The organism is Streptomyces sp. NBC_00086, from assembly GCF_026343255.1.
Lineage (GTDB): Bacteria > Actinomycetota > Actinomycetes > Streptomycetales > Streptomycetaceae > Streptomyces.
In genome coordinates this window covers 1703872-1722425 of the sequence record NZ_JAPELZ010000001.1, presented here as the reverse complement: position 1 = coordinate 1722425, position 18554 = coordinate 1703872, and the positions used below count along the sequence as shown (strand labels likewise).

General features: G+C 69.5%; 12 protein-coding genes. 7 read left to right on the top strand and 5 right to left on the bottom strand.

All coding sequences use genetic code 11. From position 1 onward, the window contains the following. Window positions 1-400 precede the first annotated feature (400 nt). Window positions 401-1735, top strand: coding sequence for an aminotransferase class V-fold PLP-dependent enzyme (locus OG276_RS07615; protein WP_266903707.1), 1335 nt, complete (start codon window positions 401-403; stop codon window positions 1733-1735). Window positions 1736-2038: 303 nt separating this feature from the next. On the opposite strand, the gene OG276_RS07610 is transcribed toward OG276_RS07615, so the two are convergent. Further along, window positions 2039-3568, bottom strand: coding sequence for a UDP-N-acetylglucosamine 1-carboxyvinyltransferase (locus tag OG276_RS07610; RefSeq protein ID WP_243331486.1), 1530 nt, complete (start codon window positions 3566-3568; stop codon window positions 2039-2041). Between the two features lie 78 nt (window positions 3569-3646). Continuing rightward, entirely contained in the window at window positions 3647-4138 is a 492-nt protein-coding gene (locus OG276_RS07605) for a MarR family winged helix-turn-helix transcriptional regulator (protein WP_266903706.1), read from the bottom strand. A 98-nt stretch (window positions 4139-4236) separates the two neighbouring features. Here OG276_RS07605 and OG276_RS07600 point away from each other — a divergent pair, with 98 nt between their 5' ends. Beyond that, entirely contained in the window at window positions 4237-5106 is an 870-nt protein-coding gene (locus OG276_RS07600) for a haloalkane dehalogenase (protein WP_266903705.1), read from the top strand. Window positions 5107-5154: 48 nt separating this feature from the next. Here OG276_RS07600 and OG276_RS07595 read toward each other — a convergent pair whose 3' ends face one another. Then, window positions 5155-7107, bottom strand: coding sequence for an amidohydrolase (locus tag OG276_RS07595; protein WP_266903704.1), 1953 nt, complete (start codon window positions 7105-7107; stop codon window positions 5155-5157). Between the two features lie 130 nt (window positions 7108-7237). Here OG276_RS07595 and OG276_RS07590 point away from each other — a divergent pair, with 130 nt between their 5' ends. The 5 genes from OG276_RS07590 (at window position 7238) to OG276_RS07570 (ending at window position 14883) form a co-directional block, all read left to right on the top strand. Beyond that, window positions 7238-8317 carry a LacI family DNA-binding transcriptional regulator gene (locus OG276_RS07590; RefSeq protein WP_266903703.1) on the top strand — a complete coding sequence of 360 codons (1080 nt, stop codon included), beginning with the start codon at window positions 7238-7240 and terminating at the stop codon, window positions 8315-8317. Between the two features lie 139 nt (window positions 8318-8456). Further along, the gene (acnA, locus tag OG276_RS07585) at window positions 8457-11186 is read left to right on the top strand and encodes an aconitate hydratase AcnA (protein ID WP_266903702.1); all 2730 of its coding nucleotides are present in this window, start codon (window positions 8457-8459) and stop codon (window positions 11184-11186) included. Window positions 11187-11498: 312 nt separating this feature from the next. After that, window positions 11499-12950 (top strand): N-acetylglucosamine/diacetylchitobiose ABC transporter substrate-binding protein, encoded by a 1452-nt coding sequence (gene ngcE, locus OG276_RS07580; protein WP_266903701.1) that lies wholly within the window; start codon window positions 11499-11501, stop codon window positions 12948-12950. Between the two features lie 43 nt (window positions 12951-12993). Beyond that, a complete protein-coding gene (locus OG276_RS07575; RefSeq protein ID WP_266903700.1) occupies window positions 12994-13938 on the top strand; it encodes a carbohydrate ABC transporter permease in 945 nt (314 codons plus the stop codon). A 12-nt stretch (window positions 13939-13950) separates the two neighbouring features. Further along, window positions 13951-14883 carry a carbohydrate ABC transporter permease gene (locus OG276_RS07570; RefSeq protein ID WP_266903699.1) on the top strand — a complete coding sequence of 311 codons (933 nt, stop codon included), beginning with the start codon at window positions 13951-13953 and terminating at the stop codon, window positions 14881-14883. A 9-nt stretch (window positions 14884-14892) separates the two neighbouring features. Here OG276_RS07570 and OG276_RS07565 read toward each other — a convergent pair whose 3' ends face one another. Both OG276_RS07565 and mgtA read right to left on the bottom strand, forming a co-directional pair. After that, window positions 14893-15618, bottom strand: a complete 726-nt coding sequence (locus OG276_RS07565) for an MgtC/SapB family protein (protein WP_266885779.1) — start codon at window positions 15616-15618, stop codon at window positions 14893-14895. A gap of 33 nt (window positions 15619-15651) precedes the next feature. Continuing rightward, window positions 15652-18372: a magnesium-translocating P-type ATPase gene (mgtA, locus tag OG276_RS07560; RefSeq protein WP_266903698.1), complete on the bottom strand. Its 2721-nt coding sequence runs from the start codon at window positions 18370-18372 to the stop codon at window positions 15652-15654. Window positions 18373-18554 lie beyond the last annotated feature (182 nt).

Sequence of the window (18554 nt, the reverse complement as noted above, 5' to 3'; positions counted from 1 at the left end):
ATGTTAATGGATGAGGCATTGATTCGGCCACTGGGAAAGTGGAGCATGGGTGTGGGGCATGGTGCGGAGTCCGGGGGTGGGCGGTTCGTCCCCCCGCTTCGATCGCACCTGCCGCGCGCGGCACCGTCCGGGGAAGCCGCGTCAAGTGGGCGGACCGGGAGGGTGGTTCGGGAAATCTTCTCAGGTCAGCTCCGCATCGGCGCCGCCGACGTCCCGTAGGCGCGGGCGCTTCCTTGCGTACGGGTGGCTCACCCGGACGCGCAAGGGTAAAGACTTTGTACGTCTTCTGTGCCGACCACGCAAAAGGCGCAAAGGGGGCCATCAGCTCCGGTCCGTGTGAATCGAGTAGCCGCGCACACGCAAATGACAATGGAGGCTTGATATGTTAATGGAGTCATGTGTGACGGCCGGTGCCGACCGCATTCCCGGAATTGTGGGAGCGCGACTGCTGGTACCGCTGGTCGACGGACGGTGGGTGCCCGACGCCAATCTCGACCACGCCGCCAGCGCTCCGTGCCTCACCGCCGTCCAGGACGAGGTGAACCGTTTCCTGCCCTGGTACAGCAGCGTGCACCGGGGCTCCGGGTTCACCTCCGGCGTGTCCACGCGGGTCTACGAGCGGGCCAGGGCCTCGGTGCGCTCGTTCGTGGGAGCCGGGCCCGACGACTGCGTCCTGTTCACCCGCAACACCACCGACTCGCTCAACCTCCTGGCGCGCGCGCTGCCGCCGGGCACCACGGTGTTCCGCTTCTCGGCCGACCACCACGCCGCCCTGCTGCCGTGGCGCGACGCCGAGGTTCGCCGGCTGGGGATGCCGGCCGGCCCGGACGACGCGCTGCGCCTGCTCGACGCCGTGCTGGCCGCCGCCCCGGACGGGCCCCGGCTCGTGGTGATCACCGCCGTCTCCAACGTCACCGGCGAGGTGTGGCCCGTGGCCGCACTGGCCGAGGTGGCCCACCGGCACGGCGCCCGCGTGGTGCTCGACGCCGCACAGCTGGTGCCGCACCAGCCCCTGGACATGACCGCCCTGGGCGTGGACTGGGTGGCGTTCTCCGGGCACAAGCTCTACGCCCCCTTCGGCGCGGGCGTCCTCGTCGGCGCCCCGGACTGGCTGGAAGCGGCCGAACCCTACCTGGCCGGCGGCGGGGCCTCCGCGCTCGTCGCCGAGGAGGCCGGCCGGGAGACGGTGACCTGGGCGGAGCTGCCCCACCGGCACGAGGCGGGCACTCCGAACGTCGTGGGCGCCCACGCGCTGGCCGTCGCCTGCGACACCCTGGCGGCCACCGGCTGGGAAGCGATCACGGAACACGAGCGGGAGCTCGCCGACCGGCTGCGCCGGGGCCTCGGGGAGATACCCGGCGTGCGCCTGCTCGGGATGTGGGGCCCGGACCACCCGAGGGTCGGCGTCGTGGCCTTCACCGTCGTGGACCGCACCGGAAACCCGGCCGACCAGGAACTCCTGGCCGCCGTACTCGCCGCCGAGCACGGAATCGGCATCCGGCACGGCGCGTTCTGCGCCCACCAGGTCGTGCGGCACCTCGTCGGCGACACCGAGGGCCCCAGCCGCGCCCTGCGCGCCAGCGTCGGCCTGGGAACGACGCCCGAGCACGTCGAACGACTGCTCACGGCACTGGCCGGCCTGTTGAGCGAGGGCCCGCGCTGGACCTACAAGCATGCGGAGGCGGGCTGGGCCCCGGTCCCCGACCCGCGCGAGGAGCCGGACTTCCTGCGGTGACCTTTCCGGGTAATTCACCGCCGTCTGCTGACGGATGCGTACGCCGCGATCCCCGGTTTCCGAAACCGGGGATCGTGTGGACCATCGATTGCGTTCGCGCATTGCTGTACTTGGCGGTGGAGCGTCGCGAACGCGGTGGGTCGTGCTGCGCAGGTCGACGAGAGCACCGTGTTCAGGTAGACCCGCCCGGGGCGGCCAAGACCAGGAAGCGCCCCAAAGTCCCGGAGAATTCGCACAGACACCGCCGCACCCCGTGCTGACTCGCCTTTGGCAGGTCAAATGAGGTGTGGCGGCGTCCTTTTGTCAGATGTCGCGGAAGATCTCGATCTGCGCGCCCACCGAGTTGAGGCGCTCCGCCAGTTCCTCGTAGCCGCGGTTGATGACGTAGACGTTGCGCAGGACCGAGGTGCCCTCGGCCGCCATCATCGCCAGGAGGACGACCACCGCGGGGCGCAGGGCCGGCGGGCACATCATCTCCGCCGCGCGCCAGCGGGTGGGGCCCTCGACCAGGACGCGGTGGGGGTCCAGGAGCTGGAGGCGGCCGCCGAGGCGGTTGAGGTCCGTGAGGTAGATGGCGCGGTTGTCGTACACCCAGTCGTGGATCAGGGTCTGACCCTGTGCCACGGCCGCGATGGCGGCGAAGAAGGGGACGTTGTCGATGTTCAGCCCGGGGAAGGGCATCGGGTGGATCTTGTCGATCGGCGCTTCGAGCTTCGACGGGCGGACGGTGAGGTCCACCAGGCGGGTGCGGCCGTTGTCGGCGGTGTACTCGGGGGAGCGGTCGTGGTCGAGGCCCATCTCCTCCAGGACCGCGAGCTCGATCTCCATGAACTCGATGGGGACCCGGCGGATCGTCAGCTCGGATTCCGTGACCACGGCGGCGGCCAGCAGGCTCATCGCCTCGACCGGGTCCTCCGAGGGGGAGTAGTCCACGTCCACGTCGATGTTCGGGACGCCGTGGACCGTCAGGGTGGTGGTGCCGACGCCGTCGACCCGGACGCCGAGCGCCTCCAGGAAGAAGCACAGGTCCTGGACCATGTAGTTGGAGGAGGCGTTGCGGATGACGGTGGTGCCGTCGTGCCGGGCGGCGGCGAGCAGCGCGTTCTCGGTGACGGTGTCCCCGCGCTCGGTCAGCACGATCGGGCGGTCCGGGGAGATCCCGGCCTCGACCTGGGCGTGGTAGATGCCCTCGGTCGCGGTGATGTCCAGGCCGAAGCGGCGCAGGGCGATCATGTGCGGCTCGATGGTGCGGGTGCCGAGGTCGCAACCGCCCGCGTAGGGCAGCTTGAAGTGGTCCATCCGGTGCAGGAGGGGACCGAGGAACATGATGATGCTGCGGGTGCGGCGCGCCGCGTCCGCGTCCATGGCGTCCATGTCGAGGCGGGCCGGCGGTACGAGTTCCAGGTCGACGCCGTCGTTGATCCAGCGGGTGCGGACGCCGATGGAGTTCAGGACCTCCAGGAGGCGGTAGACCTCCTCGATGCGGGCGACCCGGCGAAGGACGGTGCGGCCCTTGTTGAGCAGCGAGGCGCACAGCAGGGCCACGCACGCGTTCTTGCTCGTCTTGACGTCGATGGCGCCGGACAGGCGGCGGCCGCCGACCACGCGCAGGTGCATCGGACCGGCGTAGCCCAGGGAGACGATTTCGCTGTCGAGGGCTTCCCCGATGCGGGCGATCATCTCAAGGCTGATGTTCTGGTTGCCGCGCTCGATTCGGTTCACGGCGCTCTGGCTGGTGCCGAGAGCGTCCGCGAGCTGACTCTGTGTCCAGCCCCGGTGCTGCCGGGCGTCACGGATGAGCTTGCCGATGCGTACGAGGTAGTCGTCTGCCATGGATGCACCGTATCTCAGATATGAGATGTTGCCCGCGCTGGGCGTGGCAGACGGGTGTCAACGTACCCGAAAGCGGACTTACCGCCCGTCAGCTCCCATCGTGGGGCCGCCGCGTGCGTGGTGCGCGACGAGCCGCCCGAGCAGGTCGACGAGCTGCTCGCGCTCCGGCGCGGACAAAGGGGACAGAAGCTCCTCCTGGGCCGCGGCGAGCAGTTGCTCCAGCTTGCGCAGGCGGCGCCGGCCGGCGGTCGTGAGGGTGATGACGTTGCGCCGCCGGTCGGCGGGGTCGGGGGTCCTCTCGACCAGCTCGCGCGCGGCGAGTTCGTTGATGACGGCGACCAGGTCGCTGCGGTGGATGTCGGTGCGGCCGCTCAGGGCCGCCTGGCTCGCGGGCCCGAACTCGTCCAGGGCCACCAGGGTCGCGTAGTGCCATTTGCGGGCGTCCGCCCCGCTCAGCCCCTCGGTGACGAGCCGTGTGGCGTGCGCCGAGGCCTGGGAGAGCAGTCGGCTGGGCAGTTCGCGCAGTCGCTCCGGGAGGGCGGAGGCGCCCTGGTCCTCTTCCGTGGTCATGGCGGGATCGTACCCCTTGCGTTCGGAGCACTAACGATTTAAGTTCGTTGGTGTCACGAACGTTCGTGACACCAACGAAATGAAACGGATGGTTCCCCATGCCCGTCATCGACGTACTCGACTCGACCGTGTACTACGAGGAGCTCGGCGCCCCCGACGGCGTCCCCTTCGTCTTCCTGCACGGCAACCCGACCTCCTCCCACCTGTGGCGGGGCGTACTGCCCCGGATCGGGGGCCGGGTCCGCGTCCTCGCCCCCGACCTCATCGGGATGGGCCGCTCCGGCAAGCCCGGCGGCGAGTACCGCTTCGCCGACCACGCCCGCTACCTCGAAGCCTGGTTCGACGCCCTCGGCCTCGACGAGTTCGTCCTCGTCGGACAGGACTGGGGCGGGGCGCTCGCCTTCGACCTGGCCGCCCGCCGCCCGGAGCAGGTCCGCGGCCTCGCCTTCATGGAGACGATCCTGCGGCCGATGACCTGGGAGGAGTACCCGCCCGCGGCCCGCGCCCGGTTCGAGGCGATCCGTACCCCGGGAGTGGGGGAGGAGATGATCCTGGAGCGGAACCTCTTCATCGAGGACAGCATCGGCAAGACCGTGCTGAACACGATGAGCGAGGCCGACCACGCCGTCTACGCCGCCCCCTACCCCACCCCCGAGAGCCGGGTCCCCCTGCTCCGCTTCGCCCGCTCCCTGCCGATCGGCGGCGAACCGGCCGACGTGGTCGCCCGGGTCGAGGCCTACGACGCCTGGCTGGCCGCCAGCCCGCAGGTGCCCAAGCTCCTGCTCCACTTCGACGGCTCGCCCGCCCTGATGGTCGGCCCCGAGCTGGTCGCGTGGAGCGAGGAGAACATCTCCGCGCTGGAGAGCGAGTACTGCGGCGCCGCCGCGCACCTCTGCCCTGAGGACCGGCCCGAGGAGATCGCCGCCGCCGTCACGGCCTGGGCCGCGCGCCACGGCCTTGCGGGCTGACCGGCCGGGCCGGGGCCACGCGTGGCCCCGACCCGGAACCCGGCTCGCTCAGTGCCCGCAGGCGTGGTGCCGGCCCTTGCCGCCACCGCCGTGGACCGAGGCGTACGAGGCCGGGCGCGCGCCCGCCGCCGCCGCGCGGGCCAGCCGGGCCGAAGCCGCCCGGCCCGACGCCGAATCCGCTTCGTGCACGACACGGCCGCCGACCAGGGTCATGCGTACGCCCGTCCCGCTGATGTCGGCCACCGGACAGCGCGTCACGTCCCGGTCCAGGACCACCAGGTCCGCCGCCTTGCCCGGCTCCAGCGTTCCGGTCAGCTCCTCCTGGCGGAGCTGCCACGCCGTTCCCGAGGTGTGCATCCGCAGCGTGGTGTCCCGGCTCAGCGCCTCCTGCTGCCGGTACAGCTCGCCCGCCCCCACCGCGCCCTGCCGGTCGATCGCCGTCCGGAGCTGGTTCCACACCTGCAGGGCGTCCACCGGCCAGTCCGAACCGCCCGCCAGCCGCGCGCCCGCCCTCTCCAGGCTGCGCGCCGGGTACAGCCACCGGTGCCGCTCGGGCCCGATGTAGGGGAGCAGCGCCTCCACCGTCCAGGTGTCCCGCGTGGCCCACTGGAGCTGCATGCACGCCGCGACCCCGAGCCGCGCGAAGCGCCGCAGGTCCGCGGGGTCCACGATCTGCAGGTGCGCCACCGCGTTGCGGGCGTCGCGCCGCCCCGTCACCTTGCGGGCGTACTCGTACCCGTCCAGGGCGGTGCGCACCGCCCGGTCTCCGAGCCCGTGGGCGTGCATCTGCCAGCCCGCTCGGTTGAAGGCGGCGCTGAGCCGGCCGTAGTCCGCGGCCGAGGTGTAGAGCTCGCCCCGGTTCGCGGTCGGCTTGCCGTTCCCGTCGAGGTACGGCTCCAGCAGGGCGGCGGTCTGCGCCGGGTACTCGATGACCCCGTCGAGGAACACCTTGATCATCCCGAAGCGGAGGCCCCGCACGCCCCCGAACTCCCGCCGCAGGCCGCGCGCGTACGCCAGCGAGCCCGCCGGGTCCTTGGCCTGGTCCGCGTCCAGCCGGATCGCGGGGACGATCCGCTGTGGCAGCCGGCCCGCCGCGGAGAGCGCCTGGTACAGCTCCAGTTCGCGGCGCCCCACCAGGGCGTCCATCATCGTGGTGATCCCGGACGCGGCGGCCAGCCCCAGCGCCTCGGCGCACGCCGCGACCAGCTCGGCGCGGGTGTGCTCCGGTATCAGGTGACGCACCAGCCCCTGGGCGTCGTCCTTGAGGACCCCCGTCGGCTTCCCGTCCGCGCCCTTGACCACCTTGCCGCCGACCGGGTCGGGCGTGGCCGCCGTGATCCCGGCGATGTCCAGGGCCCGCTGATTGGCCCAGCAGTTGTGTCCGTCGCCGCCGATCAGGACGATCGGCCGCCGGGTCGGGAGCGCGTCCAGCATCGAGTGGTGCGGAGCGGTGCCCACGGGGAGCAGCCCGACCGGGTTCCAGTCCTCGACCACCAGCCAGCCGTCGGGCTTGGCGCCCGCGCCGCCGGTGTCGGCGAGGAAGCCGGTCAGGATCTCCAGGAGCTCGGCCGGGGTGGTCTCCGCACTCTCCAGGGAGGGGGACAGCGAGCGCTCGCCGGCCCCGAGCGGGTGGACGTGGCCGTCGTGGATCCCGCTCATCACGGTGTTGCCGCGGGCGTCGAGCACCTCGGTGTCCCGGCCCACGTACCGGCGCAGTGCCGCGTCGGTCCCGGTGGCCAGGATCTTCCCGTCCCGGCCGACCGCGACGGCCCGCACGGGGCCCCGGCGTTCGGTCCCGGGGACCCCCGTGAAAACCGAGGCGTTGCGGATCACCAGCGCGGCCGAGTTCCGCCCGCCGGCGGACGGGGCGGGCGCGGCCGCGGCGGGTGCCGCGCCCAGCAGACCCGCCGCTCCCGCGGCTCCGGCGGCCGCGAGGAGCCCCCGGCGGGACAGGGGGGAGCGGTCGGACAGCGGGGACCGGGGGGAGGGAGAAGGACGCATGCACACTCCAAACGTTGGTGTGGCAGGACGTTGTTTGGTTAAGGGGTTAACCAGAAGCCGCCTCCGGCGACGAAATCCGTACGATGGCGCCGTGCCCGTCCCCTTCCTTCACGCACCCGGACATGTCCCGATGCCCGCGCCCGCGCCCGTGCCCGGTCCGACCCTGGCCGACATCGCCCGCGCCGCCGAGGTCTCCACCGCGACCGTCTCGCACGCGCTCAACGGCACCGGCCGCGTCGGCGAGTCCACCCGCCGCCGGGTGCGCGAGGTCGCCGGGGGCCTGGGCTACGGAGCCCGGCGCGGCCCGCACAACCGCAGCCTGGGCATCGCCGTGACCACGTACGCCGGCTTCGCCTGGGACTTCGCCAAGATCGCCTACTACGCCCGGCTGCTCCTCGCCGCGACCTCGGCGGCGCACGCCCACGGCTACGCCCTGACCACGCTGCCCGCCGACCGCGGCGCCGAGCCGCTGTGGCACACCCTGGCGGTGGACGGGATGCTGCTGATCGACAGTCCGGCCGACGACCCGGTGCTGCGCGCACTGCGGGCGCGGGGGGTGCCGGTGGTCTTCGACGGGCCTCCCGCCGATCCGCGGCCGGGCGACGTATGGGTGGACAACGACCACACCGCCACCACGCGCGAGGTACTGGACCACCTGGCGGCCTCCGGGGCCCGGCGGATCGCGCTGCAGGCGGGCTACGGCGGGGAGTTCTACACCGGGGCCGTCACCTCAGCCTATGAACACTGGTGCGCCGAGCGGCGCCGGGTCCCGCTCGTGATCCCCTTCGACCCCAATGACGACGCCGGGCACGCCTTCGACTCCGCCTTCGCGGGGCCGGACCGGCCCGACGCCGTGTACTGCGTATACGACCCGGGGGGCCGGCAGGTGCTGGCCGCCGCCGCGCGCCACGCCATCGCCATCCCCGGCGCCGACCCGTCCCCAGGCCCCGGCCCGTCCCCCGTACCGGGATCCGGCCCCGGCCCGGAGGAGAAGGGCCTGCTGCTGGTCTGTGCCAGCGAGGACCCGGCGTACGCCGAGAACGATCCTGCCGTGACCACCGTCACCTTCGATCCTGAGCGGATCGCGGAATCGGCGGTTTCGTCCCTGGTCAAGCTCATCGAATCCGGACATGCGCAATCCACTGGGCGGCTCACCGTTCCGGCGGGCCTCAGGGTGCGTGCCTCGTCCCGGCCCCCCGGCATGTACTAGAGTTATCTCGACATCGAGATATCTGCCCCGGACGTGCCGCAGCCGCCCCGCTGGTAAGGGTTACCTAACTTAGCCTCACCTTAGCGGAAAGGCCAGAGTGCCTCGCGGCAGGATTGCGGCAATACGCGCGAATTCATGCATGAAGGAGACTGTCGTGTCGGCGAACAGCTTCGACGCCCGCAGCACGCTGCAGGTGGGCGACGAGTCGTACGAGATCTTCAAGCTGGACAAGGTCGAGGGCTCCGCCCGCCTTCCCTACAGCCTGAAGGTCCTGCTGGAGAACCTGCTCCGTACCGAGGACGGCGCGAACATCACCGCCGACCACATCCGGTCGCTCGGAAACTGGGACTCGCAGGCCCAGCCCAGCGAGGAGATCCAGTTCACGCCGGCCCGCGTGATCATGCAGGACTTCACCGGCGTTCCCTGCGTCGTGGACCTCGCCACCATGCGCGAGGCCGTGAAGGCCCTCGGCGGCGACCCGGCGAAGATCAACCCGCTCTCGCCCGCCGAGATGGTCATCGACCACTCGGTCATCGCCGACAAGTTCGGCACGGCCGAGGCGTTCAGCCAGAACGTCGAGCTGGAGTACGGCCGCAACAAGGAGCGCTACCAGTTCCTGCGCTGGGGCCAGACCGCCTTCGACGACTTCAAGGTCGTCCCCCCGGGCACCGGCATCGTCCACCAGGTCAACATCGAGCACCTGGCCCGTACGGTCATGGTCCGCAACGGCCAGGCGTACCCCGACACCCTCGTCGGCACCGACTCGCACACCACGATGGTCAACGGCCTGGGCGTACTGGGCTGGGGCGTCGGCGGCATCGAGGCCGAGGCCGCGATGCTCGGCCAGCCGGTCTCCATGCTGATCCCGCGCGTCGTGGGCTTCAAGCTGACCGGCGAGCTGCCGGCCGGCACCACCGCCACCGACCTCGTGCTGACCATCACCGAGATGCTCCGCAAGCACGGCGTCGTCGGCAAGTTCGTCGAGTTCTACGGTGAGGGCGTCGCCGCCACCTCCCTCGCGAACCGCGCCACCATCGGCAACATGTCGCCGGAGTTCGGTTCCACCGCCGCGATCTTCCCGATCGACGACGAGACCCTGAAGTACCTGCGCCTGACCGGCCGCGACGCCCAGCAGGTCGCGCTCGTCGAGGCGTACGCCAAGGCCCAGGGCCTGTGGCTGGACCCGGCCGCCGAGCCGGACTTCTCCGAGAAGCTGGAGCTCGACCTCTCCACGGTCGTCCCCTCCATCGCCGGCCCCAAGCGCCCGCAGGACCGCATCATCCTCGCGAACGCCTCCCAGCAGTTCGCCCAGGACGTGCGCAACTACGTCTCCGACGACGAGGAGGCCGGCAAGGAGTCCTTCCCGGCGTCCGACTCCCCGGCGGCGGCCAACGGCGTTCCCAGCAAGCCCACCCCGGTGACCCTGGCCGACGGCACCTCCTTCGAGATCGACCACGGCGCCGTCACCGTCGCCGCGATCACCTCGTGCACCAACACCTCGAACCCCTACGTCATGGTCGCCGCGGCGCTCGTGGCGAAGAAGGCCGTCGAGAAGGGCCTCGCCCGCAAGCCGTGGGTCAAGACCACCCTGGCCCCGGGCTCGAAGGTCGTCACCGACTACTTCGACAAGGCCGGCCTGACCCCGTACCTCGACAAGATGGGCTTCAACCTCGTCGGGTACGGCTGCACCACCTGCATCGGCAACTCGGGTCCGCTGGAGGAGGAGATCTCCAAGGCGATCAACGACGCCGACCTCGCGGTCACCTCGGTCCTCTCGGGCAACCGCAACTTCGAGGGCCGCATCAACCCCGACGTCAAGATGAACTACCTGGCCTCCCCGCCGCTGGTCGTCGCGTACGCCATCGCGGGCTCCATGAAGGTGGACATCACCCGGGACGCCATCGCCACCGACTCCGAGGGCAACCCGGTCTTCCTGAAGGACATCTGGCCCACCGAGGCCGAGGTCAACGACGTCGTCGCGAACGCGATCGGCGAAGACATGTTCAGCAAGTCCTACCAGGACGTCTTCGCGGGCGACGCCCAGTGGCAGGCGCTGTCGATCCCGACGGGCAACACCTTCGAGTGGGACCCGCAGTCCACCTACGTGCGCAAGCCCCCTTACTTCGAGGGCATGACGATGGAGACCACCCCGGTCTCCGACATCGCCGGCGCCCGTGTGCTGGCGAAGCTGGGCGACTCGGTCACCACCGACCACATCTCCCCGGCCGGTGCGATCAAGGCCGACACCCCGGCCGGCAAGTACCTCACGGAGCACGGCGTCGAGCGCCGCGACTTCAACTCGTACGGTTCCCGCCGCGGAAACCACGAGGTCATGATCCGCGGTACGTTCGCCAACATTCGCCTCCGCAACCAGATCGCGGCGGGCACCGAGGGCGGCTTCACCCGCGACTTCACGGTCGAGGGCGCGCCGGTCTCCTTCATCTACGACGCCTCGCAGAACTACCAGGCCGCCGGCATCCCGCTGGTCATCCTGGCGGGCAAGGAGTACGGCTCGGGCTCGTCGCGCGACTGGGCCGCCAAGGGCACCGCCCTGCTCGGCGTCAAGGCCGTCATCGCGGAGTCCTACGAGCGCATCCACCGCTCCAACCTGATCGGCATGGGCGTCCTGCCCCTGCAGTACCCCGAGGGCGTCACGGCGGCCTCCCTGGGCCTCACCGGCGAGGAGTCCTTCTCCTTCACCGGTGTGGAGGAGCTGAACAACGGCACCACCCCGCGCACGGTCAAGGTGACCACCGACACCGGCGTGGAGTTCGACGCGGTCGTCCGCATCGACACCCCGGGCGAGGCCGACTACTACCGCAACGGCGGCATCATGCAGTACGTGCTCCGCAACCTCATCCGCGGCTAAGCACACGGCGCATACCGGCACCAAAGGGCCGTACCTCCGTTAAGGGGGTACGGCCCTTCCGTTTCTGCGGGCGGCTCCGACGGTCCGGCTCAGGTGACGGTGAGGTCTCAACTCGGAAAAGTAGGGGCCCATACCGGTACATGATCTTGCTCACAGGAGCGGAAGTGGACTATACCTGTGCCCGTCCGGGTCACCGCGAAACGAGCGGCCTCGGACGGGGGGATGGCGGGGACCTGCGGTGATGTCCGCTGGGCGGCAGCAGTCGCACTTTCCTTCCTCCTTCACACTCCTGACGAAGGCGAGGACTTGAGCATGGGATCCACCTCCGCCCACGGCGAGAACAGCAACGGTGAGGGCTTCGGCCGCCGGGACCTGATCAAGCGCTCCGCGGCACTCGGACTGATCGCCGTACCGACGATGAGCTTCCTGTCCGCGTGCGCCTCCGGCTCCGAAGAGACCACCAAGGGCAACGAGTCCAAGGTGGCCGTCACCAAGGAGAACCCGTTCGGCGTCGCCAAGGGCGGCAAGCTCGACGTGGTCGTCTTCAAGGGCGGCTACGGCGACGACTACGCCAAGGCCTGGGAAGCGGCGTTCGACAAGAAGTGGGGCACCACTTCCTCGCACCTCTCCACCCAGGAGATCACCTCCAAGCTGCAGCCCCGCTTCAACGGCGGCAACCCGCCGGACGTCGTCGACGACTCCGGCGCCCAGCAGATCAAGCTGGACGTGCTCGCCAAGGGCAACCAGCTCGCCGACCTCACCGTGGTGCTCGACGCCCCGTCGCTCGACGACCCGGCCAAGAAGGTCCGGGACACGCTGATGCCCGGCACCATCGAAGGCGGCATGATCGGCGGCAAGTTCGTCGCCCTGCAGTACGTCTACACGGTCTGGGGCCTGTGGTACTCGGGCAAGCTCTTCAAGGAGAAGGGCTGGGCCGCGCCGAAGACCTGGGCCGAGTTCATGGACATCTGTCAGAAGGCCAAGGCGGCCGGCATCGGCGGTCTGGCCCACCAGGGCAAGTACCCGTACTACATCAACGTCGCCATCATGGACCTGATCGCCAAGAAGGGCGGCCTGGATGCCATGAAGGCGATCGACAACCTGGAGCCGAACGCCTTCGCGGACAACCCGATCGCCCTGGAGGCCGTCGAGGCGGTCTACGAGCTGGTCGAGAAGGACCTGCTCATGCCGGGCACCAACGGCCTGACGCACACCGAGTCCCAGACCCAGTGGAACCAGTACAAGGCCGCCTTCATCACCTCCGGCTCCTGGCTGGAGAACGAGCAGCTCAAGCAGACCCCCGAAGACTTCGACATGCAGTTCCTGCCGATGCCGGTGCTGCCCGGCTCGAAGCTGCCCTTCGAGGCCATCCGCGCCGGCGCCGGCGAGCCCTTCATCGTCCCGGAGAAGGCCGCCAACAAGGCCGGTGGCCTGGAGTTCCTCCGCTCGATGCTGTCCCGCGAGTGGTCGACCCTCTTCGCCCAGCAGGCCAACTCCCTCACCGTCCTCAAGGACGGCGTGGACCCGGCGGTCAAGCTCCGCCCGGGCACCCAGTCGGCCGTCGCCGCCCTCAAGGCGGCCGGGGACAACACGTTCAACTACCGCTACGGCGACTGGTACAGCGCGATGGGTACCGAGCTGGAGAACGCGTCCAATGAGCTGATGGCGAAGCGCATCCAGCCCAAGGAATGGATCAAGCGGGCCCAGGCTGCGGTAAACAAGGCGACCGAGGACCCGAACGCCAAGAACAACAAGCGCAGCTGACACCGCGTCCACCGGGCATCCGGAAACACCAGGGACGGACACCATGAGCCACGTAGCAAACAGCAAGGGGCGGGGCGGCTTCATCGCCGGCTTCCTCATCCTGCCCCTTGCGCTGTACCTGACCTTTGTCATCTGGCCGTACATTCAGACGTTCGGCTATTCCTTCACCAACTGGACGGGTCAGTCACCGACTTTCGACTTCGTCGGGCTGGACAACTACTCGGCCTTGATGAAGGACGAGGTCTTCGGCGGCGCTCTGCTGCACAACCTGCTGCTCTTGGTGTTCGTCCCGGCGATCACCATCCTGATCTCCCTGTTCTTCGCCTTCATGCTGAACGCCGGAGGGCGCAGCGGAGCCGGCGGAGTTCAGGGAGTGGCGGGATCAGCCCTCTACAAGGTGATCTACTTCTTCCCGCAGGTGCTCTCCCTCGCCATCCTCGCGGTGCTCTTCGGAGCCGTGTACCGCAGTGACGAGGGGGGCCTGCTGAACGGTTTCCTCACCACACTGGGACTGGTCGACCCGTCCCACCCCATCGAATGGCTCAACGAGCCCAACTTCGTCCTCTGGTGCCTGCTGCTCGTCGTCGTATGGCACGGGGTCGGTTTCTACCTCGTCCTGTTCTCGGCGGCCATGCAGTCGGTCCCCAAGGACATCTACGAAGCCGCACTGCTCGACGGCGCGGGGCGCGCCCAGACCTTCTTCAAGGTCACGCTGCCCCTGCTGTGGGATTCTGTGCAGACCTCCGCGGTCTATCTCGGCATCGCCGCGATGGACATGTTCGTCCTCGTGTCGACCATGACCTCGGGCCAGTTCGGCGGCGGACCGGACCACCACAGCGAGGTCATGGCGACGGTGCTGATGCGTAACTTCCTCTACTTCGGCAATGCGGGCTACGCCTGCGCCATGGGGGTCGTGATGCTCGTCCTCACCCTGATCCTCTCCGCCATCACGCTGCGGGCCACTCGCCGCGAGCACGTCGAGTTCTAGCGGGAGACCACGATGACCACAGTTGTCAAAGCGCCGGGCGAGGCGGCAGCCGAGAAGAAGCGCTCCGCCGCCACCGGGCAGCCCCGCGGGAAGAACAAGAGCGGTTCCGACGGCATGGTGCTCAACGTCTTCTCGCACGGCTTCCTCGCCGTGTGGGGGATACTGATCGTCCTGCCGCTGATCTGGCTGGTGCTCGGCTCCTTCAAGACCGACGTGCAGATCGGCAGTTCGGCCCTGAGCTGGCCGTCCAACTGGCATTTCGACGCCTTCGGGCGTGCCTGGGACAAGGGCATCGGGGACTACTTCGCCAACACGCTGATCGTGATGGTGTTCTCGGTCCCGCTGACGATGCTGCTCGGCTCGATGGCCGCGTACGTCCTGGCCCGCTACCCCTTCCGGGGCAACCGGCCGATCTACTACTTCTTCGTCAGCGGGGCCATGTTCCCGGTCTTCCTGGCGCTCGTCCCGCTGTTCTTCATGGTGAAGCGGCTGGACATGCTCAACTCGTACCAGGGTCTGATCCTGGTGTACGTGGCGTACTCGATGCCGTTCACCGTCTTCTTCATGCACTCGTTCTTCCGGACGCTGCCGACGGCCGTGCACGAGGCGGCGGTGATCGACGGTGCCTCGCACACCCGGATCTTCTTCCAGGTGATGATGCCGATGGCCAAGCCCGGCCTGATCAGCGTGGGGATATTCAATGTCCTGGGGCAGTGGAACCAGTACATCCTCCCCTCCGTGCTGATGCAGCCGCAGACCGGATCGGACCCCGAGCGCTACGTGCTCACCCAGGGCCTGATCCAGCTGCAGTACCAGATGGGCTACGAGACGGACCTGCCGGTGCTGTTCGCCGGTGTGACCATCGCGATGATCCCGATGCTGGTGGTCTACCTGTCCTTCCAGCGGCAGATCCAGGCGGGCCTGACCTCCGCCACGATCAAGTAGCGCGGCCGCTCAAGCAGCGGACGGGTCGGGCACGACCGACCAGCTGACCGCCGAGACGGAGGGGTCCAGCGAGAGGTTGCTCACCGCTTCCTCCAGCATCCGGCCCCCTTCGCCCTCGGCGGTCAGCAGCGCGGACACCGTCACCAGGCCGGCCTCCGGGCCGTCCTGGCTGCGGATCGAGCGCAGCTGGTACCCCGGCCGGCCCAGCGCGTCGACCAGCCGGTGGCGGATGTGGGCCTCCTCCGCCTCCAGGCACACGGCCTCGAAGTGGAAGTCGGTGGCCACCTCGGCCCCGCCCCCCGGCTCGCGGTCCATCCGCCGGCCCAGCGGGCGCAGCAGGAGGTTCGCCCCCACCACGCCCACCGTGCCGCAGGCCGCCAGGACGAACATCCCGGTGCCCGCGAGGCAGCCCACGGCCGCCGAACACCACAGGGTGGCGGCCGTGTTCAGGCCCCGGACGCTCAGCCCGTCGCGCATGATCACGCCGGCGCCCAGGAAGCCGATCCCCGAGACGATCTGGGCGGCGACCCGCGAGCCGTCGTACTGGACCTCCGAGACCTCGCTCATGAACCCGTACTGCGAGAGCAGTACGAACAGCGCCGCCCCGCCCGCCACCAGGGCGTTGGTCCGCAGGCCCGCCATCCGGGCCCGCCACTGCCGTTCCAGGCCGATGGCCGCCCCGAATCCGAGCGCCGCGACCAGGTGCCCGGCCATCTCCCATTCGGTGAGCATCATCGGCCTTCTCCCTTCTTCCTTCCTCGCCGGCTCTTAGAGCCAGGTACCGAACTTGCGGATGTAAACGGTCTTCAGCAGCTGCGTGAGCGTGCAGTACGCGAGCAGCACGCCGATCAGCCACGGGAAGTAGCTCGCGGGCAGGGGTACGAAGCCCAGCGAGGAGGCCAGCGGCGAGAAGGGCAGGAAGAGCCCGGTCAGCACCGCGAGGATCGTCATCACCATCACCGGCCAGGAGGCACGGGACTGGATGAAGGGGATCTTGCGGGTGCGGATCATGTGGACGATCAGGGTCTGCGAGAGCAGCCCCTCGATGAACCAGCCGGACTGGAAGAGCGCCGCGTGGGCCTCGGTGTTGGCGGCGAAGACGTTCCACATGATCACGTACATCGTGATGTCGAAGATGGAGCTGATCGGGCCGATGCAGACCATGAACCGGCCGATGCCCTTGGCGTCCCAGTTCCGGGGCTTGCGCAGGTACTCCTCGTCCATCCGGTCCCACGGGGTGGCCAGCTGGGCGATGTCGTAGACCAGGTTCTGCACCAGCAGCATGATCGCCAGCATCGGCTGGAAGGGGATGAAGGCGCTCGCCACCAGCACCGAGAAGACGTTGCCGAAGTTGGAACTGGCCGTCATCTTGATGTACTTGATCGTGTTGCCGAAGGTGGTCCGGCCCTGGATCACGCCCTGCTCCAGGACGGTCAGGTCCTTCTCCAGCAGGATGATGTCGGCCGACTCCTTGGCGATGTCGACGGCGGTGTCCACCGAGATGCCGACGTCGGCGTCGCGCAGCGCGGCCGCGTCGTTGATGCCGTCGCCGAGGAAGCCGACCGTGTGGCCGTCGGCCTGCAGGGCCCGAACGATCCGGGCCTTCTGGACCGGGTTTACCTTGGCGAAGACCGTCGTACGGGCGGCCAGCGCGCGCAGCTGCGGGTCGTCGAGGGAGTCGATCTCGCTGCCGTTGACGACGTGGCCGACGCTCAGGCCGACATCGGCGCAGACCCGGGCGGCGACGAGCTCGTTGTCGCCGGTGACGACCTTGACCGCGATGCCCTTGTCGGCCAGGCCCTGCAGGGCCCGGGCCGCATCGGCCTTCGGCGGGTCGAGGAAGGCGAGGAAGCCGACCAGGGTCAGCTCGTTCTCGTCCGCGACCGTGTAGGTGTCGCGCGGCGCGCCGATCGTGCGGGTGGCGACGGCGAGGACGCGCAGGCCCTGGCGGTTGTTGTCCTCGGCGATGCGGGTGACGTGGTGGCGCAGCTGTCCGGTCAGCTCGACCTTCCGGCCACGGTCCGTCATGTGGGTGCACAGGGCGAGGACTTCCTCGACGGCGCCCTTGGTGATCATGACGTGCTCGGCGCGGCCGGCCGAGCCCACCATGCTGTTGCGGTTGAGGACCACGGACATCCGGCGCCGGGCGAAGTCGAAGGGGATCTCGTCGACCATCGAGAACCGTGCGTCGACGACAACCTCCTCGGCCTCGCCCACGCGGTCGATCACCGCCTGGTCCATCAGGTTCTTCAGGCCGGTCTGGAAGTGCGAGTTGAGGTAGCCGTACTCCAGGACCTCGTCGTCCGGGGAGCCGTGCACGTCCAGGTAGCGGTCCAGGACGATCCGGTCCTCGGTGAGGGTGCCGGTCTTGTCCGTGCAGAGCACGTCCATGGCGCCCAGGTTCTGGATCGCGTTGAGCCGCTTGACGACCACCTTGCGCTTGGACATGGCGACCGCGCCGCGGGCCAGGTTGGCCGAGACCACCATCGGCAGCATCTCGGGGGTCAGGCCGACCGCCACGGCGATGCCGAAGAGCAGCGCCTGGTTCCAGTCGCCCTTGGTGACGCCGTTGATGACGAAGACGATGGGGACCATCACCAGCATGAAGCGGATCAGCAGGAAGCTGACCTTGCGCACGCCGGTGTCGAAGTTGGTCTCCGGGCGCTCGCCGACCAGGGAGCCGGCCATCGAGCCGAAGTAGGTGCCGGCCCCGGTGGCGACGACCACTCCGGTGGCGGTCCCGGAGGTCACCGAGGTGCCCATGAGGCAGATGTTGTCGGCTTCGACGGGGTCGGAGGTCTCGAACTGGCCGAGGTCGTCCGTCCGGGTGTCGGCCTTGGCGACCGGCAGGGACTCGCCGGACAGCGCGGCCTGGCTGACCATCAGGTCCTTGGAGGTGATCATGCGCAGATCGGCCGGGATCAGGTCGCCCGCGGCCAGCTTGACCACGTCACCGGGGACCACGCGGTCCATCGGGATCTCGAAGGTGGTGGGGCCCGAGCCGCTGCCGGCCCGGCGCTGCACCGCGCAGGTGGTGGTGACGAGCTGCTTCAGGGCGTCGGCCGCGCGGCCCGAGCGGTACTCCTGCCAGAATCGGAGCAGCCCGCTGATCGTGATCATCACCGAGAGGATGATCACGCTCGGCGACTCGGGGTCCTGCCAGTAGATGAGGCAGGCGAGGAAGATCAGGACGGCGATGAAGGGGTTGGCGTACGCCTTCGCCAGCTGGACGTACCAGCGCGGGGCGCGCTCCTGGGCGATGACGTTGGAGCCGTGGCGCTCCAGGCGCAGCGCGGCCTCGGCGTGGGTGAGGCCGTTGCGGGAGGCGTCCACGTCCTGCAGGACCTGGACGCCCGGGCGGGCGCTGACCTCGGCGAGCCGCTCGCCGACGACCCGGGTACGGGCCTCCAGCTCGGCCGCCTTGCGTTCGCGGCGTGCCCGGCCCGGGGGTGCGAGCTTCGTGGGGGTACGGGGGGTGAGCATGGTCATGGCAAAAACCTCCCTCCACGGCGTCCGGGCAGCACGAAGCCGCGCGGTCACGTGGAGTGATCATGGGTCGGCGCGAGGCGGCACGTAAGGCCGTGAGGCACGCCGATGGGCATGGATGACGCGCGCCCGACGGAAGCGTCAGGGCGTGCGGAAGGGGTTACGAAGATGAATGCAGAAACGCA